Source organism: Luteibacter sp. HAY1-4A, assembly GCF_056755355.1.
In genome coordinates this window covers 42,142-65,521 of sequence record NZ_JBNDHZ010000025.1, presented here as the reverse complement: position 1 = coordinate 65,521, position 23,380 = coordinate 42,142, and the positions used below count along the sequence as shown (strand labels likewise).

The 23,380-nt window shown below is 67.0% G+C and carries 21 protein-coding genes; 11 read left to right on the top strand and 10 right to left on the bottom strand.

Translation table 11 applies throughout. From position 1 onward, the window contains the following. Both dnaG and ACPYOD_RS10475 read left to right on the top strand, forming a co-directional pair. The coding region (gene dnaG, locus ACPYOD_RS10480) for a DNA primase (protein ID WP_481301681.1) at nucleotides 1–1,406 on the top strand (1,406 nt) is incomplete at its 5' end. Between the two features lie 91 nt (nucleotides 1,407–1,497). Beyond that, nucleotides 1,498–2,112, top strand: a complete 615-nt coding sequence (locus ACPYOD_RS10475) for a DedA family protein (RefSeq protein ID WP_481301680.1) — start codon at nucleotides 1,498–1,500, stop codon at nucleotides 2,110–2,112. Between the two features lie 778 nt (nucleotides 2,113–2,890). Here ACPYOD_RS10475 and ACPYOD_RS10470 read toward each other — a convergent pair. Then, nucleotides 2,891–3,832 carry a LysR substrate-binding domain-containing protein gene (locus ACPYOD_RS10470; RefSeq protein ID WP_481301679.1) on the bottom strand — a complete coding sequence of 314 codons (942 nt, stop codon included), beginning with the start codon at nucleotides 3,830–3,832 and terminating at the stop codon, nucleotides 2,891–2,893. Between the two features lie 35 nt (nucleotides 3,833–3,867). On the opposite strand from ACPYOD_RS10470, the gene ACPYOD_RS10465 reads away from it, so the two are divergent. From ACPYOD_RS10465 to dgoD, 8 genes are read left to right on the top strand one after another with little or no spacing between them, the layout of a single operon-like run. Then, the gene (locus ACPYOD_RS10465) at nucleotides 3,868–4,866 is read left to right on the top strand and encodes a 2-dehydro-3-deoxygalactonokinase (protein ID WP_481301678.1); all 999 of its coding nucleotides are present in this window, start codon (nucleotides 3,868–3,870) and stop codon (nucleotides 4,864–4,866) included. A 27-nt stretch (nucleotides 4,867–4,893) separates the two neighbouring features. Further along, a complete protein-coding gene (locus tag ACPYOD_RS10460) occupies nucleotides 4,894–5,883 on the top strand; it encodes an arabinose ABC transporter substrate-binding protein (RefSeq protein WP_481301677.1) in 990 nt (329 codons plus the stop codon). A gap of 2 nt (nucleotides 5,884–5,885) precedes the next feature. Then, nucleotides 5,886–7,412, top strand: a complete 1,527-nt coding sequence (gene araG / locus ACPYOD_RS10455) for an L-arabinose ABC transporter ATP-binding protein AraG (RefSeq protein ID WP_481301676.1) — start codon at nucleotides 5,886–5,888, stop codon at nucleotides 7,410–7,412. Nucleotides 7,413–7,415: 3 nt separating this feature from the next. Continuing rightward, nucleotides 7,416–8,417, top strand: a complete 1,002-nt coding sequence (araH, locus tag ACPYOD_RS10450) for an L-arabinose ABC transporter permease AraH (RefSeq protein WP_481301675.1) — start codon at nucleotides 7,416–7,418, stop codon at nucleotides 8,415–8,417. Further along, entirely contained in the window at nucleotides 8,417–9,307 is an 891-nt protein-coding gene (locus ACPYOD_RS10445; protein ID WP_481301674.1) for an SMP-30/gluconolactonase/LRE family protein, read from the top strand. Before araH ends, ACPYOD_RS10445 begins: the two co-directional genes overlap by 1 nt. Continuing rightward, nucleotides 9,304–10,107: an SDR family oxidoreductase gene (locus ACPYOD_RS10440; protein WP_481301673.1), complete on the top strand. Its 804-nt coding sequence runs from the start codon at nucleotides 9,304–9,306 to the stop codon at nucleotides 10,105–10,107. The genes ACPYOD_RS10445 and ACPYOD_RS10440 overlap by 4 nt, the downstream gene beginning before the upstream one ends. Nucleotides 10,108–10,112: 5 nt before the next feature. Continuing rightward, nucleotides 10,113–10,724, top strand: coding sequence for a 2-dehydro-3-deoxy-6-phosphogalactonate aldolase (locus ACPYOD_RS10435; protein WP_481301672.1), 612 nt, complete (start codon nucleotides 10,113–10,115; stop codon nucleotides 10,722–10,724). Between the two features lie 2 nt (nucleotides 10,725–10,726). Beyond that, a complete protein-coding gene (gene dgoD, locus ACPYOD_RS10430) occupies nucleotides 10,727–11,878 on the top strand; it encodes a galactonate dehydratase (protein ID WP_481301671.1) in 1,152 nt (383 codons plus the stop codon). A gap of 96 nt (nucleotides 11,879–11,974) precedes the next feature. Here dgoD and ACPYOD_RS10425 read toward each other — a convergent pair whose 3' ends face one another. Together ACPYOD_RS10425 and ACPYOD_RS10420 are read right to left on the bottom strand one after the other, a co-directional pair. Further along, a complete protein-coding gene (locus ACPYOD_RS10425) occupies nucleotides 11,975–12,508 on the bottom strand; it encodes a pseudouridine synthase (RefSeq protein WP_481301670.1) in 534 nt (177 codons plus the stop codon). Nucleotides 12,509–12,564: 56 nt separating this feature from the next. Beyond that, a complete protein-coding gene (locus ACPYOD_RS10420) occupies nucleotides 12,565–13,419 on the bottom strand; it encodes a class I SAM-dependent methyltransferase (RefSeq protein WP_481301669.1) in 855 nt (284 codons plus the stop codon). A 123-nt stretch (nucleotides 13,420–13,542) separates the two neighbouring features. Here ACPYOD_RS10420 and ACPYOD_RS10415 point away from each other — a divergent pair, with 123 nt between their 5' ends. Next, nucleotides 13,543–15,657, top strand: a complete 2,115-nt coding sequence (locus ACPYOD_RS10415) for a TonB-dependent receptor family protein (protein ID WP_481301668.1) — start codon at nucleotides 13,543–13,545, stop codon at nucleotides 15,655–15,657. A 95-nt stretch (nucleotides 15,658–15,752) separates the two neighbouring features. Here the strand turns inward: ACPYOD_RS10415 and ACPYOD_RS10410 are convergent, their stop codons facing one another. The 7 genes from ACPYOD_RS10410 to rsgA form a co-directional block, all read right to left on the bottom strand. Beyond that, nucleotides 15,753–16,928, bottom strand: a complete 1,176-nt coding sequence (locus tag ACPYOD_RS10410) for an ABC transporter permease (protein WP_481301667.1) — start codon at nucleotides 16,926–16,928, stop codon at nucleotides 15,753–15,755. Beyond that, nucleotides 16,925–17,659, bottom strand: coding sequence for an ABC transporter ATP-binding protein (locus ACPYOD_RS10405; RefSeq protein WP_481301666.1), 735 nt, complete (start codon nucleotides 17,657–17,659; stop codon nucleotides 16,925–16,927). Before ACPYOD_RS10405 ends, ACPYOD_RS10410 begins: the two co-directional genes overlap by 4 nt. Next, nucleotides 17,656–19,215: an alpha/beta hydrolase gene (locus ACPYOD_RS10400; protein WP_481301665.1), complete on the bottom strand. Its 1,560-nt coding sequence runs from the start codon at nucleotides 19,213–19,215 to the stop codon at nucleotides 17,656–17,658. Before ACPYOD_RS10400 ends, ACPYOD_RS10405 begins: the two co-directional genes overlap by 4 nt. Beyond that, on the bottom strand, nucleotides 19,212–19,412 hold the full coding sequence (locus tag ACPYOD_RS10395; protein ID WP_481301664.1) for a helix-turn-helix transcriptional regulator: 201 nt from the start codon (nucleotides 19,410–19,412) through the stop codon (nucleotides 19,212–19,214). The genes ACPYOD_RS10400 and ACPYOD_RS10395 overlap by 4 nt, the downstream gene beginning before the upstream one ends. Continuing rightward, entirely contained in the window at nucleotides 19,409–19,810 is a 402-nt protein-coding gene (locus ACPYOD_RS10390) for a hypothetical protein (RefSeq protein WP_481301663.1), read from the bottom strand. The genes ACPYOD_RS10395 and ACPYOD_RS10390 overlap by 4 nt, the downstream gene beginning before the upstream one ends. 98 nt (nucleotides 19,811–19,908) lie before the next feature. Next, nucleotides 19,909–22,212: an autotransporter outer membrane beta-barrel domain-containing protein gene (locus ACPYOD_RS10385; protein WP_481301662.1), complete on the bottom strand. Its 2,304-nt coding sequence runs from the start codon at nucleotides 22,210–22,212 to the stop codon at nucleotides 19,909–19,911. A gap of 75 nt (nucleotides 22,213–22,287) precedes the next feature. After that, on the bottom strand, nucleotides 22,288–23,343 hold the full coding sequence (rsgA, locus tag ACPYOD_RS10380) for a ribosome small subunit-dependent GTPase A (protein WP_481301686.1): 1,056 nt from the start codon (nucleotides 23,341–23,343) through the stop codon (nucleotides 22,288–22,290). Between the last annotated feature and the right edge of the window lie 37 nt (nucleotides 23,344–23,380).

Below are 23,380 nucleotides of genomic sequence, written 5' to 3'. Positions count from 1 at the left end.
TCTATACCCTCCTCGACGAAGCCGCCTCGTTCTACCAGCGCGAACTGGGCAACAGCCCCGAAGCCCGCGCCTACATCGATCGCCGGGGCCTCGACGACGACATCGTGAAGCGCTTCCGCATCGGCTGGGCACCGGCCGGGTTCGACGGCGTGATGAAGGCGCTGGGCACCACCGACCGGCGGCGCCAGCTGTTGAACGAAGCCGGCATGGTCGCCAGCAACGAGCGAGGCAACCGCTACGACCGGTTCCGCGAACGGGTGATGTTCCCGATCCTCGACCGGCGCGGCCGCGTCATCGCCTTCGGCGGCCGCGTGCTTTCATCGGAACAGAGCCCCAAGTACCTCAATTCGCCGGAAACCTCCCTCTTCCACAAGGGGCGCGAGCTGTTCGCCCTGTGGCAGGTGAAGCAGGCCCACCAGCACCTCACCCGGATCATGGTGGTGGAGGGCTACATGGACGTCATCGCGCTGCACCAGGCGGGCTTGCCGATCGCCGTGGCGACCCTGGGCACCGCGACCACGCCCGAACACGCCGAGGTACTGTTCCGCGCCGCGCCCGACGTCTACTTCTGCTTCGACGGCGACCGCGCCGGCAGGCAGGCGGCATGGCGCGCGCTGGAATCGATCCTGCCGCGCATGCGGGACGGCCGCCAGGCACACTTCCTCTTCCTGCCCGACGGCGAGGATCCGGATACGCTGGTGCGAAAGGAAGGCAAGGACGGCTTCGAGCAGCGCATGAAGAACGCCATGCCGATGTCCGAGTACTTCTTCGAGGAACTCGGCCGCGACGTCGACACCAGCCGCATCGACGGCAAGGCGCGCCTCGCCGAGCGGGCCCGCCCGCTCATCGCGAAACTGCCGGACGGGGCCTTCCGCGACCTCATGGCGCAGGAACTCCAGCGCCGGACGGGAGCGCGCGCGGTGCTCGAAGCCGAACCGGAGGCGGCAGCGCGCCGCCCGCAGGCCCGGCCGGCGAACGTGCAGCGCAGCCTCGTCCGCAGCGCCATCACGCTACTCCTGGCCCAGCCCGAGCTTGCGGACGAAGTCGAACCACCCTACCCCTTCCTGCGCCTGGACCGGCCGGGGGTCGACCTGCTGGCCGAGCTGATCGACGTAGCCAGGGCACGCCCGGGCATCAATCCCGCCGTGCTCGTCGAGCACTTCCTCGATCGGCCCGAGTACCCGTCGCTGCAGAAGCTGATGCAGGCGGAGGTGATCGGCGAGGCGGAGATGCAGCGCGTGGAATTCCTCGACGCCCTGGCCCAGATGCAGCGCCAGGTCACCATGCAGCGTCGCGAGTACCTGATCGCCCGAAGCCGCGAAGGCGTGCTGGACGACACCGAGAAGGCCGAACTGCGCGTGCTCTTGGCCGCCCGGGCCGCGCCCGCCCCGGCGGACGGCGAATGATGCGCCGCATCGCTGGCATAACGCGATCCATGGGATCATCCCGCCTTCGTACCTCCAAGGGACCGGCCCGGGCCGGATTCGTGCGCCACTGATGGACCTGCTCAACGACCTCGTCGATTTCTTTGGAAGGAACGGCTACCTCGCCGTCTTCTTCGCCCTGATGCTGTGCGGCGCCGGCATCCCCCTCCCCGAGGACATCAGCCTGGTCGCGGGCGGCATCATCACCGGCCTGGGCTACGGCGACGTGCACACCATGGTCGGCGTGGGCATGGCCGGCGTGCTGGTAGGCGATTCCACGATGTTCCTCCTGGGCCGCCATTTCGGCGCGCGCATCATGAGCTGGCGCCTCGTCGCGCGACTGCTCACACCGGAGCGCTACGCCAAGGTGCAGGAGAAGTTCGAGCGCTACGGCAACCGCATGATGTTCGTGGCGCGCTTCCTGCCCGGCATGCGCACCGCCGTGTTCATCACCGCCGGCGCCACCCACCGCGTGGGCTTCTTCCGCTTTCTGCTCCTGGACGGCCTCGCCGCCGCGATCAGCGTGCCGATATGGGTCTACCTGGGCTACTTCGGCGCGCACAACCACGAATGGCTGGCCATGTGGATCCACCGCGGCCAGACCGGCGTGTGGCTGGCCATTGTTGCCGCTGTCGTGGCGCTCGGCGTGATCTGGTGGCGAAGGAAGAAATCCGAGGGCGACTGCTGAGACGCCCTTACCTCGGTTCCCCCGGCTGTAGATGCATCAGGCCGGGGAGGTATGGAATGCCTCGCCATCAGGCGCCAAAGCGCTGATGCACTGGAGCCGGTACCGGTAGATTGGAACTTCCGACGTAGCATCGTACCAACCCCCAGGTACTACCGGGCCCCCGGGCACCTGCGGCCTGACAGCGACCCTGTCGTGAGTAGGCAGCGCTTCGTCCAGATAGACAATTCCTGAAAGGACAAAACGCTCACCGGGGCCCACTTTCAGCTTCGAATACATCAAGTCATGTCGCGGTAAGACATAACGAGGCTGGCTTCCGATCAACCATACTTGGGGCGCGATCAGGGACACGATGGAGGGTAGTTTGAATTCGAATTCGACAAACATGAACAATGCATATGTCTGAGCGAATGAAAAGGAGTTTGTCGAATACGCGGACGACGAATAGGGAACCATTTCTGTCGGACAATCTGCGATTTGCTGATTCATAGCGACTCTCCATTAAGGTAAAGCTCCATGGGCAAGACATTTCCCTACATGCGTACGACCCAACCCCAATGTACCAGCCATACCCAGCAGCGAATTTGACTCACGCCAGGGCGACTTGTTCAGAGCATTCCCAGGCAGCTTAAAGCTATGCCTCGGCCGCCATGATCTGCAATGGGTCGATCGGAAAACCATTCTCTTGTGATTGTGCGCGATGCACGCACCTCCGCCGTTTTTACGTTGCGAAAAAAGGGGCGGCTACTTGTCGGCCTCGCGGCAGCGGGGTCCGGCGTCTCTAATGGGCGTCGCCTAATTCGGCAACCAGCCAAGCGGCGAACAATTCCGTTTCCTCCTGCGACTCGACGTCGCGCGAAACGGCGAGGTAGTAGGTGTGCTGCAAAGGCACTTCGAGCCGGAACGGTTCGACGAGACGCCCTGCGGCGAGGTCGTAAGCCACCAGCAGTTCCTGCGCCAGGGCCACGCCTTGTCCCTCGATGGCCGCCTGCAACATCATCGTGCCGTCGCCGAAACCCATTTCGCGGGAGATGGGGCCGGGGCTCACACCCGCGCGCTCGAACCACTGGTCCCAGCCGACCGCGAGCGCGGCGCGGCGGCCAGGGCGTTCGTGCAGCAGCATCTGGGTGGGGAGGTCCTCGGGGCCGCGCAACTGCCCGGCCATGCCGGGCGAGCAGACCGGTGTGTAGCGGCTGACCGCGAGGATCGACTGCTCCATCCCTTCGGCCAGCCGATCGTCCACCGCCAGGTCCCAGCCGCCATCCCCACCGTCCGTGACGACCTCGACGGCGATGTCCGGATGCTTCGCGAAGAAGCGGAACAGCCGGGGCACAAGCCATTTCGTTCCGAATGTCGGAGGCACCAGGACCTTCAGCGAGGCGGTGCGCTGGCCCAGTATCTGGTCCGTGGCTTGCTGCAGCGCACGAAAAGCGTCCCGGATGCGTGGGAAATAATTTTCTCCGGCCGCCGTCAGCTTCAGCCGATTGTTGCGCCGCACGAAGAGCGGCGTGCCGAGGTACGACTCCAGCAATTTGACTTGCGCACTGACTGCGGCGGGTGTCAGCGACAGTTCTTCGGCCGCTTTCGTAAAGCTCGAATGCTGCGCTGCAAGCTCGAACACGCGCACGGCGTTGAGGGGTAGCGAGCGCTTCATTGCAAGGTCATCAAGAAAAATTTGGGGAAGGCCCGAAGAACTTCTAGTTTGCCTGCGTCCGAACGCCACGCCAAGAATCCCTGGCGACCCAGAGCGGATCCCCGATGAATATCCTCACCATCGACACCGGCACGACCAATACGCGCGTCAGCGTGTGGCAGGACGGCGCCATCATCGGACAGGCGGCACGGCAGGTCGGCGTACGCGATACCGCCATCACCGGAAGCAAGGCTCGCCTCGAGGAAGGGGTTCGCGAGACGATCGCCGAAGCGCTCGCCACGGCGAACCTCGACGAGGCCGACATCGGCCGGGCCCTCGCGTCCGGCATGATCACTTCCAACATGGGCCTGTGCGAGATCCCGCACGTGGTGGCCGCCATCGACATCGACGACCTCGCCGGCGCCATGCGCGAGAGCCACCTGCCCAACGTCTGGCGCGATCCGATCTGGTTCGTGCCGGGCGTGCGCAACGCCGTGGAGCACATCGGCCTGCACAACTGCGAGGCCATGGACATGATGCGCGGCGAGGAAGTGGAATCCTTCGCGCTGGTGGAACGGCTGGGGCTCGACGAGCCCACGGTCATCGTGCTGCCGGGTTCGCATTCCAAGTTCGTCAGCATCGACGCCGAGCGCCGGATCGAAGGCTGCGTCACGACCCTCGCCGGCGAACTGCTGCACGTGATCTCGCACGACACGATCCTCGCCAGCTCCCTGAAGGAAGGCTTCGCGCAACGCATCGATGCCGAAATGCTGCTCGCGGGTGCCGCCTCGGCCAGGAAGATCGGCCTGGGCCGAGCCTGCTTCAGCGTGCGCATCCTCGACCAGTTCGCGGTGTACGACGCCAATGCGCGCGCCAACTTCCTCCTGGGCGCTGTGCTCGGCTCGGACCTTCTCACCCTCAAGAATTCCAGCGCGATCCGGATGAGTCCGGGCACGCGTTTCGTGGTCAGCGGCAAGCCGATACTGCGCGAGGCGATCGCCCGGCTGGTCGAAGGCGACGATTTCTTTTCCGGCACCGTCACGGTGCTGGGCGACGACGAACAGCGCGATCTCGCGGGACATGGCGTCATCGCCGTGGCGCGCAGGCGCGGGCTGGTCGGGTAATTCCATGCGTTTCACGAGGAGCAGCACATGAAGATGAACATCGCCAACGGTCTGAAGGCGCTCGCGCTGGCGCTCGCCCTTTCCGGCTGCTCCGCGGCACCGAACGACGAGGTGAAGATCGGCTTCGTGGTGAAGCAGCCCGAGGAACCCTGGTTCCAGGACGAGTGGAAGTACGCGGAGCAGGCGGCGAAGGAGAAGGGCTTCACCCTGGTGAAGATCGGCGCGCCCGACGGCGGCCAGGTGCTCACTACCATCGACAACCTCAAGGCACAGCACGCGCAGGGCTTCATCATCTGCACGCCCGACGTGAAGCTCGGCCCCTCCATCGTCGCGAAGGCGAAGGCCGACGGCCTGAAGCTGATGACGGTGGACGACCGTCTCGTCGACGGCGCCGGCAATCCCATCGAAACCGTGCCGCATATGGGCATTTCCGCCTCGAAGATCGGCGAGCAGGTCGGTCAGGCGATCGCCGACGAAATGAAGAAGCGCGGCTGGAAGCCGGAAGAAACCGGCGCGCTGCGCGTCTCCTACGACCAGCTTCCCACGGCCCGCGAGCGCACCGAGGGCGCGGTGGCCGCGCTTACGGCGGCCGGCTTCCCGAAGGACAACGTGGTCAACGCGCCGCAGGCGAAAACGGACACCGAAAATTCCTTCAACGCGGCGAACATCGCCATCACGCAGCACCCGGACTACAAGCACTGGGTGGCCTTCGGCCTCAACGACGAGGCGGTGCTCGGCGCCGTGCGCGCGGCCGAGGGCCGCGGCTTCTCGGCCGACAACGTCATCGGCGTCGGCATCGGCGGCAGCAAGTCGGCCCTCAACGAATTCTCCAAGGCCCAGGCCACCGGTTTCTTCGGCAGCGTGCTCATCAGCCCGAAGCGCCACGGTTACGAAACCTCGCTGAACATGTTCGAGTGGATCAAGAACGACAAGGCGCCGCCGGCGCTCACGCTCACCACCGGCCGCCTGATCACTCGCGCCAATGCAGACGAGATCCGCAAGGAAATGGGACTTTGACGATGGCCGATGCGCCGCGCCTCGAGTTCCGCCACATCGGGAAGACCTTTCCCGGCGTGCGTGCGCTCGGCGACGTCGGGTTCCAGGTACGTGCCGGCAGTGTGCACGGCCTGCTCGGCGAGAACGGCGCGGGCAAGTCCACGATGATGAAGATCCTCGGCGGGGAATACATTCCCGACGAGGGCGAAGTGGCCATCGACGGCCAGGTCATGCACTTCCGCAAGGCCGCCGATGCCATCGACGCCGGCGTGGCGGTGATCCACCAGGAGCTCCAGTACGTGCCGGAGCTTTCGGTGATGGAGAACCTGCTGCTCGGGCGCCTTCCCACCCGCTTCGGCCTCGTGGACCGCCGCCGCGCGCTCGCCTGGACCCGCGAGCGGCTGGACGCACTGGGCGTCGATCTCGATCCGCGCGCCAAGCTGAAGCAGCTGTCCATCGGCCAGCGGCAGATGGTGGAGATCGTGAAGGCGATCCTGCGCGATGCGAAGATCCTCGCACTGGACGAACCCACCAGCTCCCTGTCGCACCGCGAGACCGACGTGCTGTTCCGCCTCGTCCGCGACCTGCGCGCGCAGGGCAAGGCGATGATCTACATCTCGCATCGCATGGACGAGATTTTCGAACTGTGCGATGCCGCCACCATCTTCCGCGACGGCCGCAAGGTGGCCGACTTCGACACGCTGGAGGGCGTCACGCGCGACACGCTCGTGCAGCGCATGGTGGGCCGCGAGATCAGCGACATCTTCGGTTACCGTCCACGCGCGCAGGGAGAGGTGCGCCTCTCGGTCGCCGGCGTGACCGGCCGCGCGTTGCCGGTGCCCATGAACTTCGACGTGCGCGCCGGTGAGATCGTCGGTTTCTTCGGCCTGGTCGGCGCCGGCCGGTCCGAAATCATGCGCGTGGTGTACGGCGCCGATCGGCGTACCGCCGGCGACGTGCGCGTCGACGGGAAGCCCGTCAAGCCGTCGCGTATTCGCGACTCGATCCGCCACGGCCTCGTCTTCTGTCCCGAGGACCGCAAGGAAGAAGGCATCATCGGCGTGCGCTCCGTGTCGGAGAACATCAACATCAGCGCGCGCCGGAATCACCTCACGGCCGGGCTCTTCGTGAACGACCGCATCGAGGCGCGTACCGCCGACAGCTTCATCGAGCGCCTGCGCATCCGCACCCCGCACCGCCGGCAAGAGATCCGCCTGCTTTCGGGTGGCAACCAGCAGAAGGCCGTGCTCTCGCGCTGGCTCGCCGAGAAAGACCTGCGGGTACTCATCGTCGACGAACCCACCCGGGGCATCGACGTGGGCGCCAAGAACGAAATCTACAACGTGCTCTACGAACTCGCCGACCGCGGCGTCGCCGTGGTGATGATCTCCAGCGAGCTGCCGGAAGTGCTGGGCGTCTCCGATCGCGTCATCACCATGTGCCACGGCCGCATCACCGCGCAGTTCGATCGCGCCTCGGCCAACGAGCAGAACGTCCTCGCCGCCGCGCTGCCCGAAAGCGCGGGAACCACCCTTCCAAGGAACGCCTGACCCATGACCGAGTCCAACGCCGCCGCCATCGCCGCGACTCGCGAGACGCCACGCGACCGTCGCCGGGCCGTGCTCTGGCAGCTCGTCGACGACTACAGCCTGATCGGCATCTTCATCGTGCTGTTCGCCGTGCTGAGCATGACGGTGCGGTACTTCTTCTCGTGGGACAACGTGGTGGGCCTGGCCCTGTCCGTGTCGCAGATTGGCATGGTCGCCTGCACCATGATGTTCTGCCTGGCTTCGCGCGACTTCGACCTTTCCGTGGGTTCCACCGTCGCCTTCGCCGGCGTGTTCTGCGCCATTGTGTCGAACGCCACCGGCAGCGTGACGATCGGTATCGCCGCGGCCATCGTCGCGGGCGCGCTGGTGGGCTTCGTGAACGGCGTGGTCATCGCGAAGCTGAAGATCAACGCGCTGATCACCACGCTGGCCACGATGGAAATCGTCCGCGGCCTGGCGTTCATCGCCTCCCATGGCCAGGCCGTCGGCGTCAGCAGCGAGGCCTTCTTCACCCTCGGCAGTTCGCAGTTCCTCGGCCTTCCCGTGCCGGTGTGGATCACCCTGGCGTGTTTCGTCGTCTTCGGCGTGCTGCTCAACAAGACCGTCTACGGTCGCAACACCCTCGCCATCGGCGGCAATCCCGACGCGGCACGCCTGGCCGGTGTCGCCGTGGATCGCGTGCGCATCGCCATCTTCCTGATCCAGGGCCTCGTGGCCGCGGTGGCCGGCGTGATCCTGGCCTCGCGCATGACCAGTGGGCAACCGAATGCCGGCGAAGGTTTCGAACTCAACGTGATCTCCGCCTGCGTGCTGGGCGGCGTGTCGCTCATGGGCGGCCGTGCGACCATCAGCGGCGTGCTCGTCGGCGTCCTCATCATGGGCACCGTGCAGAATGCGATGAGCCTCATGAACATCGACGCCTTCTACCAATACCTCGTGCGCGGCGCGATCCTGCTGATCGCGGTGCTCGTGGACCAGCTCAAGAACCGCAGGCAATCCCGTTGATGACCGCATTCAAGCCGATTTCGCCGCAACGCCAGGCCCACGCTGAAGGCGTGATCTGGGACGACCACGCCAACCTCGTGCGCTGGACCGACATCGCCACCTCGCGGCTGCACGCCTATGATCCCGCCACGGGCGCGGTGTCCGAAGCCAGCCTTCCCGCGCGCCTGTGCTGCTTCGCGCTGACCCACGTGCCCGGCGTGCTGCTGCTGGCACTGGAAAAGCAGCTGGCACGCTACGACACGCGCGACGGCACGGTGCACGTGCTCGAGGACATCGAGCCCGACCTTACCGGCATGCGTGCCAACGACGGCCGCTGCGACCGCGGGGGCAACTTCATCTTCGGCACGCTCAACGAAAGGGGGCCGGAAAAGACGGCCTCTTTCTGGCGCTATACGCACGACGGCAAGCTCGGCCGGCTCGCCCTGCCCAAGGCGGCGATCACGAACAGCATCTGCTTCAGCCCCGACGGCGAGACGATGTATTTCACCGATTCCCCGACGGCCCAGATCATGGCCTGCGACTACGATGCCGCCACCGGCGAGGTGGACCGCATCCGGGTGTTCGCCGAGTTGCCTGAAGGCCTGGAACCGGACGGCTCTACCGTGGACGCCGAGGGCTTCCTCTGGAACACGCAGTGGGGCGGCTCGCGCGTCGTCCGGTACGCGCCGGACGGCAAGGTCGACACGGTGATCGACCTGCCTGCGAAGCAGCCGAGTTGCGTCAGCTTCGCGGGCCGCGAACTCGAGCGCATGGTGGTCACCTCGGCGCACAAGGGTCTCGACGACGAGTTCCTTAAGGAAAACCCCGCCAACGGTGCCATCTTCATCGGCACGCCACCGCGCGGCCGCGGCCTGCCGGAAGCTCGCTACGGCCACGGAGTGAAGGCATGAGCCAGCGTCCCGATCCGCGCACCACGCCCCTTCCCCGCCTCGCCGGCAAGGTGGCCATCGTCACCGGCGCCACCCAGGGCATCGGCGCGGCCACGGCGCGGTTGTTCGCCGCGCACGGCGCAAAGATCGTCCTCAACGTGCTGGAGGACAATGCGCAAGCCCGCCAGACGCTGGCCAGCCTCGACACCGACGAGGCCATGCTCTTCGAAGCGGACGTCACCCGTCCCGACGCCATCGAACGCATGGTGGCCGCGGCCAACGAACGGTTCGGACCACCCGACGTGCTGGTGAACAACGCCGGCATCAACGTGTTCAACGATCCACTGTCGCTGAGCGACGAGGAATGGACGCGCTGCTTCGAGGTAGACCTGAAAGGCGCCTGGAACTGCGCGAAGGCCGTCTTGCCGGGCATGCTCGCGCTCGGCCGCGGCAGCATCGTGAACATCGCCTCGGTGCACGGGCACAAGATCATCCCGCACTGCTTCCCCTATCCGGTCGCCAAGCATGGACTGATCGGCCTGACCAAGGCGCTCGGTATCGAATACGCCGCACGCGGCATCCGGGTGAACTCGATTTCGCCCGGCCTCGTGCTGACCGCGATCGCCGAGGCCGGCTTCGCCGCCGCGCCGGACCCCGAGGCCGAACGGCGGAAGCAGACGGAAATCCTGCCGAACAAGCGCATCGGCGAACCGGAGGAAATCGCGTATACCGCGCTCTTCCTCGCTTCCGACGAAGCCCGCTACATCAACGCTGCCGACATCCGTATCGATGGCGGCCGTTCCCAGCTCTACCACGAGTGAATGCCATGGCCTGGCCGACCGCCCTACCCCTCATCGCCATCCTCCGCGGCATCACGCCGGACGAGGTGGTCGCCCATGTCGAGGCGCTGCTCGAAGCCGGATTCGACGCGATCGAGGTACCGCTCAACTCGCCCGACTGGCAGCGCAGCATCCCGCTGGCGCTCGAGGCGGCCGGCGACCGTGCCCTGGTCGGTGCCGGCACCGTGCTCACCCCGGAGGCCGTGGACGCCGTGGCCGACCTCGGAGGGCACCTGTTGGTCACACCGAATACCGACGCAGCCGTGATCCGCCGCGGCCGCCAGCGCGACATGTACACCTCCATCGGATTCACCACACCCAGCGAGGCCTTCGCGGCCCTCGCGGCAGGAGCGCAATCGCTGAAGCTGTTCCCGGCGTCGCAGTGGGGGCCGGGCTACGTGAAGGCAATCCGCGCCGTCCTGCCGCCCGACGTACCCCTGCTGGCGGTCGGCGGCGTCACGCCAGAGAACATCGGCCAGTTCCTCGACGCTGGCTGCATCGGTGCAGGGCTGGGCGGCGACCTGTATAAAGCGGGACAGCCCGTATCGCGCACGCGTGAGCGTGCGCAGGCCTTCGTCAAAGCCTATCGCTCGGTATAAGCATGAAGATCACCCGCATCACCACCTACCGCGTCCCGCCTCGCTGGATGTTCCTGAAGATGGAGACCGACGAGGGCGTCGTCGGCTGGGGCGAGCCCGTGATCGAAGGCCGCGCGCGCACCGTGGAGGCGGCGGTGCACGAGTTATCCGAATACGTGATCGGCAAGGATCCCTCCCGCATCAACGACCTCTGGCAGACCATGTACCGCGGTGGCTTCTATCGCGGGGGCGCCGTATTCATGAGCGCCATGGCCGGAATCGACCAGGCCCTGTGGGACATCAAGGGCAAGGTGCTCGGCGCGCCGGTGTTCGAACTGCTCGGCGGCCGTGTGCGCGACCGCATGAAAACCTATTGCTGGGTGGGCGGGGACCGTCCCGCCGACGTCATCGCACAGATCCGCGAGCGACTCGCGCATGGCTTCGACACGTTCAAGATGAACGGTTGCGAAGAGATGGGCATGATCGGCTCGAGCAAGGCGGTGGACGATGCCGTGGCGCGCGTTGCGGAAATCCGCGAGGCCTTCGGCAACACCATCGAGTTCGGCCTCGATTTCCACGGGCGTGTTTCCGCCCCCATGGCCAAGGTGCTGGTGAAGGAGCTGGAACCGTTCCGGCCGCTCTTCATCGAGGAGCCGGTGCTCGCGGAACAGGCCGAGTATTACCCACGCATCGCTGCCCAGACGTCCATTCCCCTCGCGGCCGGCGAGCGCATGTACTCCCGCTTCGAGTTCAAGCATGTGCTTGAGCGCGGCGGCATCGCCATCGTGCAGCCCGACCTGTCGCACGCCGGCGGCATCACCGAATGCGTGCGGATCGCGGCCATGGCGGAAGCCTACGACGTGGCCTTTGCCCCGCATTGCCCGCTCGGCCCGATCGCGCTCGCGTCGTGCCTGCACGTGGACTTCGTCAGCTGGAATGCCACGCTGCAGGAACAGAGCATGGGCATCCACTACAACCGCGGCGGCGAGGTGCTGGATTACCTGCTCAACAAGGAAGCGCTGGCGCTGGACGATGGCGGCTACGCGAAGCCGTTCACCGCGCCCGGCCTCGGCATCGAGGTGAACGAGGAACTGGTGATCGAACGCAGCCGCGACGCGGCGGATTGGCGAAATCCGCTGTGGCGGCATCCGGATGGTTCTGTCGCCGAGTGGTGATCCGGCACCTTGCCCGCTGCCGCGGGATCGCCGCTGAAGCGGCTCCCACAGGGGAGTCGCAAGCTTTGTGTGGGAGCCGCTTCAGCGGCGATCCGGTCAGGCGATAACCCGCACTTCGCCCGGTTCCAGTCCATCCAGTCGGTACTCACCGATCGCCTCGCGGATCAGGCGCAGCGTGGGCAAACCCACCGCTGCCGTCATCCGCCGCACCTGCCGGTTCCGGCCTTCGCGCAGCACGATACGCAGCCACGCGTCGGGCACCGTCTTGCGGAAGCGCACCGGCGGATCGCGTGGCCATAGCCAGTCGGGCTCGTCGATCGCCTCGACGCCCGCCGGCAGTGTCGGCCCATCCTTGAGCAGTACACCGCGACGCAGGCGCTCGAGGGCTTCCTCAGTGGGCGTGCCTTCGACCTGCACCACATACGTCTTCGGTTGCTTGTGCTTCGGATCGGCAAGCCGGTGCTGCAACGCGCCGTCGTCAGTCAGCAGCAACAGCCCCTCGCTGTCCTGGTCGAGGCGGCCGGCCGCGTAAACGCCCTTCTGCGGTACGACATCGGCGAGCGTGCGCCGGCCGGCCTCACCGGTGAACTGGCACAGCACACCGAAGGGCTTGTTCAACGCGACCAGCATTCAGCGACACCTCTCCGCGCCGCGCCAAGGCGCGACGCGGCCCAGCGACGTTCGCATCACTTCGCGGCGGCGGGCTTCACGAAGCGAAGGGTCATGCGGTCGGATTCGCCGATGGCCGCGTACTTCGCCTTGTCCTGCTCGCCCAGTTCATACGAGGGTGGGAGGGTCCAGACGCCCTTCGGATGATCGTGGTTGTCCTTCGGGTTGGCGTTGACCTCGCTCTGCCCGTCGAGCTTGAAGCCCGCGTCGGTCGCCAGCTTGATCACGTAGTCCGTCGGCAGGTAACCCGTGTTCACCACCTGGTCGAGCGTCTTGCCCTTGTCGGCGCGATGGTCTTCCACGCCCAGTACGCCGCCGGGCTTCAACACCTTGTAGAACGCCTTGAACATGGCTTCGGCGTTGCCGTCGGCCGCCCAGTTGTGCACGTTGCGGAAGGTCAGCACCATGTCGGCGGAGCCATCGGGGCCGAGGTTCGGCTTCTTGTCGTCGAACTCGACGAATTTCGCCTTGCCGTAATGCGCCTGGTCGAAACCGAACTTGTTCTTCAGGGCCACGGCGCTCTTCGAACCCGGAGGAACCGCGGCGATGTACTGGCCGTTGGCATTGAGGAACGGGGCGAGGATCTCGGTGAACCAGCCGCCCGACGGCCAGATCTCGATCACGGTCATGTCGGGACGGATGCCGAAGAAGGTGAGCGTCTGTGCCGGATGGCGGTACGGGTCGCGGGCCTTGTTCTTTTCCGAGCGCCAGCTGCCGTCCACCGCCTGCTGGAGCTGGGCCGATGCCACCTGCCCGGCACTGGCGGGCGGCGTGGCCTGCGCCGGCTGGTCGATGTCGTACGCGACGGCCGCGACGGAGGCCACGAGGCCGACCAGGTTGGCAACGATGAACTTCTGCATGAACTTCTTCATGGCGACGCCGCTTCCGATGGGGGGATGGACGGGAAGGCTAGCACGATGGCCCGCCCCATCTTGAGATAACGCATACACTTCCTTGAGCATCATCGTTGCCCCACGTCCCCAGGGAAGCCCTCCATGTTCCTGAGCCAAGCCCGTCCACTGGCCGGCGCCATTTGTCTCGTGCTTTTTTGCGCACCGGCCGCGGCGCAGGATGCTCGACTGGCACCCGTTGTCGTAACGGCAACGCGCACCGAGCAGTCGCCCTACGACATCCCCGCCGCCATCGACGTAGCGGCCACCCCGCCGGACGGCTCCCTCGACGTGAACCTCTCGGAGCGGGTGCAGGCCATCCCGGGCATCGTGGCGCGCGACAGGCAGAACTATGCCCAGGATGCGCAGGTGTCGATCCGCGGGTTCGGGGCGCGCTCCACCTTCGGCATCCGCGGTGTGCGGCTCTACACCGACGGCATCCCTGCCAGCATGCCCGACGGACAGGGCCAGGTGTCGCACTTCAACCTGGATTCGGCCGATCGGGTGGAAGTGCTCCGCGGGCCATTTTCAGCGCTCTACGGCAATGCCTCCGGCGGTGTCGTGCAGGTGTTCACCGCCGACGGCACCGAGCCGCCGGAACTCCGTTTCGGCGTCGCCGGCGGCAGCAACGGCAACTTGAGGGCCTCGGTGAACGCCAGGGGCGTGGATGGCCCTGTCGATTACAACGTCGACTTCACTCACTTCCGGACCAGCGGCTACCGCGACCACAGCGCCGCACGGCGGGAATCGGGCAACGCCAAGATCGGCTGGAAGATCGACGACGATGCGAAGCTGACCCTGGTGGTGAACACCCTCGACGTGCCGGATGCACAGGACCCGCTCGGCCTCACGCGCGCGCAATACAAGGCCGACCCACGCCAGGTAGCCAGCGCGGCGAACACGTTCGACACGCGCAAGTCGGCGGACCAGCAGCAGGCCGGCCTCATTTACGACCAGCGTATCGACGACGCCAACAGCCTCCGTGTGATGGGTTACTACGGCCAGCGCGGCATTACCCAGTATTTGTCGATCCCTGTCTCCACGCAGGTCTCCCAGGCCGGCAATTCCGGTGGCGTGGTGGACCTGGCGAACGAATACGGTGGAGGCGATGTCCGTTGGACATGGCGCGACACGCTCGCAGGACGTCCGTTCGAACTGGCCGCCGGTGTTGCGTACGACAACCAGGAACAGCATCGGCAGGGCTACGAGAACTTCGTGGGCGACACGCTGGGCGTGCGTGGCGCGAAGCGCCGCGACGAAATCGACCGTGTGTTCGACTTCGACCAGTACGCGCAAGCCACCTGGCGCGTGGCCGAGGACTGGACCCTGATGGGTGGTGCGCGGCACAGTGAAGTCCGTTTCCGTTCGAGCGACCGCTACGTCGCGCGGGGAAATCCAGACGACAGCGGCACGGTGCGGTATTCGGCCACGACGCCCGTCTTCGGCGTGCTGTGGCGCGCGGCACCGTGGATGCACGTCTACGCGAACTGGGGACGCGGCTTCGAGACGCCGACGTTCTCCGAGTTGGGATACCGGGCGGATCGCGGCCCAGGCCTTGCCTTCGACCTCAAGCCGTCGCATTCGCACAACGCGGAAGCCGGCCTGAAGCTGCGGCCCTCCGAAGGGATGGAGGCGGGCCTTGCCGTCTTCCGCGCCGACAGCGACGACGAACTGGCCGTGGCGACAAACCTCGGCGGCCGTACCACCTACCAGAACATTGCGCGCTCGCGCCGCCAGGGCATCGAGGCGTCGTTCAAGGACGAGCTGGCGAAGGGCCTGAACCTGATCGCGTCGTACACCCATTTGCAGGCCAGCTTCCGCACGCCCTTCCTGACCTGCGTCTCGGCGGGTTGCCCCGCGCCGGACACCCCGGTGCAGGCCGGCACCCGCATTCCCGGCGTCCCGCGTTCCATCGGCTATGCCGCGCTACGTTACGGCGCCACGAAGGGATGGCAGGCGGGCGTCGACGTGAGCGCGATGGGTGCGACGTCGGTGAACGACCTCGGTACCGAATCCGCGCCGGGCTACGCGTTGTTCGGACTTTCGGGCGGCTACGTGTTCGACGACGGTCCCTGGCGCGTGAATACGTTCGCGCGCGTGGACAACCTCGCCGACCGGCACGTCGTGGGCTCGGTGATCGTCAACGACGGGAACGGGCGATATTACGAACCCGCGCCGGGGCGAAGCTTCCTCGTCGGTGTCGATGTCCGCTGGCGGTGAGGCGAGGTAAGTGTGGGAGCCGCTTCAGCGGCGATCCCGCGGCAGCGGGCAACGTTGCCGCGAGCACCCATCGCCGCTGAAGCGGCTCCCACAGATCAGCCCGAGATGGCCAGGCGTTCCGAGCGGTACATCCACGCGGTGGCCCACACCGCCAGCACCGCGGCCACGAAACCGCCGGCAAGGCAGAGGCCCATCTGCCAGCCGGGTACGCCGTCGCCACGCAGCAACTGCACGATGCCGAGGTTCTGCCCCAGCAGCGGCACCGCGTACATCCACGGCTCGGCACGCACAGGAATGACGGAAAGCAGCGCGCTGGGCAGCACCGGCACGATCATCAGGATCGACAGGTAGGTCTGTGCCTCGCGATAGCTCTTCGCGAAGGCGGATACCAGCGACTGCAACGCGGCAAGCAGCAGGATCAGTGGCAGCATCAGCAACACCACCTGCGCCCCGAAGCGAAAGCCGAGGTCGAGCGCGATGCCCAGCTTGTCCGTGGGAATGAACCAGGGCGCGGTGGCGAAGGCGGCCACGCTGAGCAGCAGGCTCACCACCGAAAAGCTGCAGATGGCGCCGAGCTTGCCGGCGAGGATCTTCCAACGCGACACCGGATTCACGAACAGGGGCTCCAGCGACTGCCGTTCGCGCTCGCCTGCCGTGAGGTCGATGGCGAGGTACATGCCGCCGAGGAACACGGTGAGCACGAAGAAGTAAGGCAGGAACGAGAACATCAGCGCGGAGCGCGACTGCGACGTGGCCTGGTCGCGCTCGGCCACCTGCACCGGCCACGCCGTGGTGGGCGACATGCCGCGCGCGATGAGCCGCATGGCGCCCTCGCGCTTGCCGTACCCTTCGACCGCGTTGCGCACACGCATGATCGGGGTCGATGCATCGCGCCGCGACGAGTCGTAGATCAGCTCCACCTGGACGGCCTGACCCTTGCTCCACGCCGTGGCGTAGTCGGGCGAGATGCGCACGACCACGTCGGCGCGTTGCTCGCGCACCGCCGTTTCCGCATCGGCGAGCGCCGGCGCCGCATCGATGCCGGCGCTGCGCAGCGCGCCGACGAGGTTGGGTGCCAGTTCGGCCCCGATGACGGGCACGGACAGCGGCCTGTCCGACTTCGCCAGCTGCTGGTTGATCATGATGTTCATCAGCATGATGAACATCACCGGCCCCAGCAGCGGACCGGTGATCAACGCGTTGATCAGCGTGCGCCGGTCACGCAGGTTCTCGCGCACTTCCTTCCAGTAGACGGTGCTGAACGCGCTCATGCGGCGAGGCCCTCGTCGGTTCCGATGATTTTCACGAAGGCGTCCTCGAGCGTGGTTTCGCCCGTCTGCGCCAGGAGCGCATCCGGTGCCTCGTCCGCCACGACGCGGCCGTGGGCGATCACCACGATGCGATCGCACAGCGCCGCCACCTCCTGCATGATGTGGCTGGAGAACAGCACGCAGCGGCCCTCGTCCTTCAGGCGGCGCATGAAATGGCGCATCGCGCGGGTAGCCATCACGTCCAGGCCGTTGGTCGGCTCGTCCAGCAGCACGTTGCGCGGGTCGTGCACCAGCGCACGGGCGATAGCCGTCTTCACCCGCTGTCCCTGCGAGAAACCCTCGGTGCGGCGGCCGGCGATGTCGCGCATCTCCAGCGCGTCGATCAGCGCTTCGCGACGCTCGCGCAGCAAGCCGGCGGGCACGCCGTGCAGCCGGCCGAAGTAGTCGATGTTCTCCGCCGCGGTCAGCCGCTTGTAGAGGCCGCGCGCATCCGGCAGCACGCCGAGCTGCCGCCGCACGGCGAGGGGATCGGCGGCGGCGTCCACGCCGTCGACGAGCACCTGGCCCGTATCGGGTGTCATCAGCGTGTACAGCATGCGCAACGTGGTGGTCTTGCCGGCGCCGTTGGGCCCGAGCAGCCCGGTGATCTCGCCGTCGCGCGCGGTGAAGCTCACGCCGTTCACGGCGCGCACGTCGCCGAAGGCCTTGTGCAGATCCCTGACCTCGATCATGGGGTGGCTCCGTTGAATCCGACGAAGACAGGCAGCGGCGCGAGGCGGTCCAGACAGCTTGCGTCCAGCCCCTTCGCGTCGGCCTTGTCGATGAAATGGTCCAGCAGGCGCGGCATGCAGCCGCGCGCCACCACGTTGTGGCCTTGCCCCTTCAGCACGAAGTGGCGCCCGTTGGGCAGGCCTTTCAGAACCTCGTCGCCATAGCGCGGCGGGGTCACGGGATCGAACTCGCCGGACATGAGCAGCGCGGGTACGTCGCTCTTCAGCGGCTGGTGGAAGTCCGCGGGACGCGCGCCGTGCGGCCAGACCGAACAGGCCGTGCGGAACGCCTCGATCATGGTGTCGCCGAGGATGGTGTCCTTGTCTTCCGGCCGCGACCGCAGCAGGTCCGCGTCTTCCGAACAGATCACCGAATACTGCATGCCGCCGTCCATGGTGTCGCCCAGGTCGCCGGTGAGCAGCTTGGCCTGGCCGAGCAACGGGCCCACGTCGCCATGCGCGGCGGCGTCGATGGACAACGGCAGCAGCGCCGCGGTTTCCGGCGAGTACGCGAACATCCGCACCACGGTCGCCAGGGAGTATTCGCTGAGCACGCGCTGCACCGAGGCGTAGTTCTGCGGATCGCGGAAGCTGACCTTGTGCGGATTGGCACGCAGCGCGTCGCGAAGCTGGTAGAGGGTCTGGTAGGGATCGCTGAAACGGGCGCGGCAGGTCTCGTCGGCATGGCAACGGGCGAACTGCGCCTTGAGCGCGGCGTCTAGGTTTACCGCGAAGTCCTCGCCGAGGATCAGGCTGTTCGGCGCGATACCGTCGAGCACGAGCGTGCGCAGGCCATCCGGATGACGCATGGCGTATTGCTGCGCCACGCGCGTGCCGTAAGACACACTCAGCAGGTCGAAGCGTGGCGAGCCCAGCGCGCGCCGGGCGTCCTCGAGATCGGCGACAGCGTCAGTGGTGGTGTAGAAGCGGACGTCGGCATCTTTCGAGAGACGATCCAGGCAGGCCTGGGTTTCCTTCCGCACCGCCCCGGCGTCGAAGCCGCTTTCGTCCTCGACGCCACCGGGCGCGCCCGGCTCGTCGTCGCGGCAACTCAGCGGATGCGATCCGCCCGTGCCGCGCTGGTCGAGCAACAGCACATGGCGATGCGCGAGCAGCGGGGCCAGCGCGGGAGCGATCGACGGATAGCTCTCCGCCGCGGACTGCCCCGGGCCACCGGCAATGAAAGCGACCATGTCGGATGCGGCTACCTGCGCGCTGCTGCGCAACACCGCCAGGCGAAGGGACAGCTTGCGTCCGTTCGGCTGCGCCCTGTCCTCCGGTACCTCGAACGGCGCGCACCAGGCGGCGGTCGAGAGGCCGGAATGTGGCTGCGTGAGTTCGCAGGGGCGAAGTTCGAGCGAGCCCAGCTTCCAGACGCGCGGCGGTGCCGGCTTCGTTGCGGCGAGGGGCGGTGCGGCCGTCGCGGTGTCTTCGCCGCCATGCCGTGTCCACTGCCGCGCGGCGAAGCCGGCAGCCAGGATGACGACAATGATGGCGATCCGTGGCATTCGTTTCATGCCTGCTCCCCGGGAGTGAAGATGGATTCGATAGGCAGTTCGAACAACCTGGCGATCTTGAAGGCCAGCGGCAGGCTGGGATCGTACTTCCCTGTCTCGATCGCATTGACGGTCTGCCGGGAGACATCGAGCTTGTCGCCCAGGTCGGCCTGCGACCATCCCAGCAAGGTACGCAATTCGCGGACTCGGTTGTTCATCGTGCGCGGTAGTACCAGCGGAGCGCGCACTTGGCCACGCCGAAGCTGGCCATGAGCGCCGGGAGTACCCAGATCGCGACGGATTCCGCCGAAGGTGGCGCGATCACCTTCGCATTGAGCAACATCCCGTAGGTGAAGAAGCCAAAGCCGCCGACGGCACCGCCGATGGCGATGGCTTCGAGATCGATACGCCGCTCGAACTCGTCCTGGTCGCGGATCACGCGCACCATCGCCCGGATGACAAAAGCGATAGGCAGGATCGGCAACAGCGTGACGATCGTGCGCACCATGGTGCCTTCCAGGGTCTTCAACCAGCTGACCGACAGGACGATCAGGACGACATAGGCGAACATCGCCGGAAAGAATTCGCGCAGGTAGCGCTTGTGCACGGTACGCATGACCACCCCTGTGATTGAGCCTGAGCGAGCCATGTCAAGCTCGCTTTACATCATCCTGGGGCAGGCTGCCGCTTATGTCAAGCGTCCTTTACATCGCATTAGAACGTTTTCGCCACCCCGAGGCGCGCGCTGCGCCCTGACTCTGCGCCCTTTCCCCTGCCCAGGTCGATCGTGGTGTCGGCATGCGCGGTCCAGCGCGAACCCAGCTCGAAGAAGGCCCCGGCAGCGGCCGCCACAGAACGCCCGGCTCGCGCCGTGGGAAGGCGCTGTCCACCCGAGCGCACGTGCGCGCTGGCATCGCGAGCCATGCCATAGCGAACATCCAGATAGGGAGACCATGCGCGAAGCATGCGACCCTCGGGGCGGAACGATACGGATGCCCTGGCTCCGGCACGGAGCGTGATGCGGCGAGGTGTGCCCATCGACACGTCGATGCCGTCGCCGTCTCGCATGCGTGCGGCGCGGAGGCGTTGCCACAGGATCGAGGCGCCAGGTTCGATGAGCACGCTCGCCGCTGGCCGCCAGCGAAACGCGGAAGACACCATCGCCTCGTCGGTGGTCGCGCGCATGCGCGGCAGCACCTGTCCCCGCGATGGCGTATGCACATCGACGCGATAGCGGGTATGGGCATACGACGATGCGATGTTCCATCCCCCTTCGCTGGCGAGCGATGCGTGCCATGCGGCGCCTCGCGCCACCGCGCGCAGGTCGCTCCGACCGTCCACGGCCCGCGGCGTGGCCCGCGTCGTGCCCGTGGAAAGTGCGGCGCCGGTACGCAGCGTCGTATCGCCGGTGCGGTGAACGAGCAGGTCGCCCGCCACCTGCAGCCCGCGATCGGCGCGGCGGTAATCGATACCGTAGGCGGCGTGCGGCATGCCGCTGCGGTACGTGGCGTCGCCGCCGAAAGCACGTACGCGAAGGGCCGGCGCGTCCGAGGGAGAGACATCGACGGGATGCAACGCCTCGATGGCGGCGCGACCATAGCCGAACAGCGCGTGGCCGAGCACGAGATAGGCGGGTACCTGCGGCACCAGCGCGGCGCGTGTCGCCGCGGCGTTGCGCACGCTTTGCAGCCGGTAGTCCCAGAATCCGCCGTTTCCCTCGACGAGCCGTTGCGCCGGGTCGCTCTCTCCCGGCCCGTAGGCGTGCAGCCGATATTGCCACGGACCCACGGCGACGTAGTCGCCAGCGAGATGGAAGGATCCGACGTCCGCCGTTCCACCAACCTGCACGACACTGATGCCGTCGCGCGGCCCGTTCACGCCGCCGCGGCCGGCGGTGTCGGCGCCTTGTCCGCCCGCATGGAACACATGCAGCGTGGTGCGTCCTGTGGCGTCGCCACTGACGAGCAGGCGATCCGTCGCCTGTCGCCGCAGTGCGCCGCCCGCGTCCAGGCGGGTACCCAGGGACACACCGGCGGCACCGGTGTCCGCGTGCCAGGAACCGACGCGCAGTGTGCCGAAGGCGGAATGCCCGCCACCGACATCGATGTGCCCGCCACGCTCGAGCCGAATGGAGTCCACGTCGCTGTCGCCCGTGAGTGCCCATGTCGACCTTTCAAGCGCCAGCGTGCCCAATCGATCGGCCCGACCGCGCCATGCAGCGTCCACGAAGCGCAGGTCCAGGCTGCCGGTGCCGCCGCGCACGATATCGCCGTCGATGCGGCCGCCGGTGGCATCGATCGTCAGGCCGGATGCGCCAGTCTCGATCCGGCCATGGACACGCGAGTGCTCCAGGCGGACGACGGCGGCGCCTTCGCCTCGCGCAGGCGTGCGGATGGCGTAGCCGCCCGTTGCTTCGAGCAGGCTCTCGCGCAAGCTCGCCTGGCCACTGTCGATAGCGAGCGCTGTCGCACCGTCCGCCGCGAGCACGTGGCTGCGCACGGCCGAGATGCGCGAGTCGCCGGCGAGAGACAGTGTCGTGCCGTGGCGGCCTTCGCTCCGCAGGCGCGCGCCGTCGAATGCGAACTCGCTCTCGCGCCGCGCCATGATCGCAATGCCCGGCCCGTCCGATACCTCCACGCGGGTGGCCGTCAGGTCGACACGGGCCTTGCCCTGTGCTTGCACGCCGATACCCCAGAGCCCGCTCACCCTCACCTCGCTGGTATCGAGCGAAAGCCCGCCACCGTCCGAAACGAACACGCCGTATGCGCGCTGGCCGCGCGTGCCGCCGCCGTCGTTGAGGAAACGGGAACCTTCGGCATCGAGCGTCGCATGCGCCTCCACGTGTACGGCCATCGTGCCAGGGCCCGCCGCGCGCAAGGTGTCGCCAGGATCGAGCGATTCAGCAGTTTCGCTTTCTACGAGAAGACGCGCGGAATGCGATGAAGCGAAGGCAGGTGTCGCCAGGACGGCGGCGATCGCCATGGCGATCGCGCCGCATGCCGGGGTAGTCGTGACCATGCCGCGTTCCTTGCTCTGCGATTGGAGCAGGAAACGTTAGCCACGGCCGCAGAACGCGTATGTCGGACGAAGGAATCAATCCTCGTCGCGAGACCAGCCGCCGCGCTTCGGCTTGCCGCCGGGTTTGGGCCCGGCCTTGCGCTTCAGGCGCGCCTCGAGCGTGGCTGCCTGCTCCTCGCGCTCGTCGTGCAGCTTGAGGTAATTGCGCCAGCGCTGCGGCGACAGTTCCCCGGATGCGAGTGCCGCCTGGATCGCGCAACCGGGCTCGTTGCCGTGGCTGCAATCGGCGAAGCGGCATTGCGCGGCGAGCGCCTCGATGTCGGCGAACAGGTCGAGGTTTTCCTCACCGGTGAGTTTCAGTTCGCGCATGCCCGGCGTGTCGATGAGGCAGCCGCCGGACGGCAGGCTGAGCAACGCACGGTGGGTGGTGGTATGGCGGCCGCGGCTGTCGTGCGTGCGCACCGCACCGGTGGCCATGCGCTCCTCGCCCAGCAGCGTGTTGGTGAGCGTGGACTTGCCCGCGCCGGACGAACCGACCAGCACGGCACTCATGCCGGGGCCGAGGTAAGGCGCGAGGAGGGCGACCGTGGCGGGGTCTTTCGCGTTGATGGCATGAACCGCGGCGTCCGTTGGCAAACGTGGAACGAGCGCGGCGATCGCGCCGTCGATGTCCACGTCGGTGTCCGCCTTCCCCAGCAGCACCACCGGCCTTGCGCCCGATCCTTCCACCAGGGTGAGGTAGCGCTCGATGCGCGACGGATTGAAGTCGCCGTCCAGGCCGGTCAGCACCAGCACGTAGTCGATGTTCGTGGCGATGATCTGCCGCTCGTAGCGCTCGCCGGCCGCGGCGCGGGTGAGCACCGAGCGACGCGGCAGCACGGCTTCGATCACCGGATGGCTAGCGTGGTCGAGGAAGACGAAGTCGCCCACCGCCGGCCGCAGCGATGGGTCGAGCCCCCGCTTGAGGAACGGGCCCGCGGGCTGTGCGTTGAAGGCCGTCGACCCGTCATGCACCTCGTAGCCGGCGCGATGCTGGGCCACCACGCGCGCGAGGCGGCGTGGATCGTCAGGCAAGGCAGCGTCGCGCCAGCCGATGTGGCGCAGGCGCGCCAGGTCGGGGGTGTCGGTCAACATGGGAGGCTCATGACGCGATTATGCCCGGTCGCGG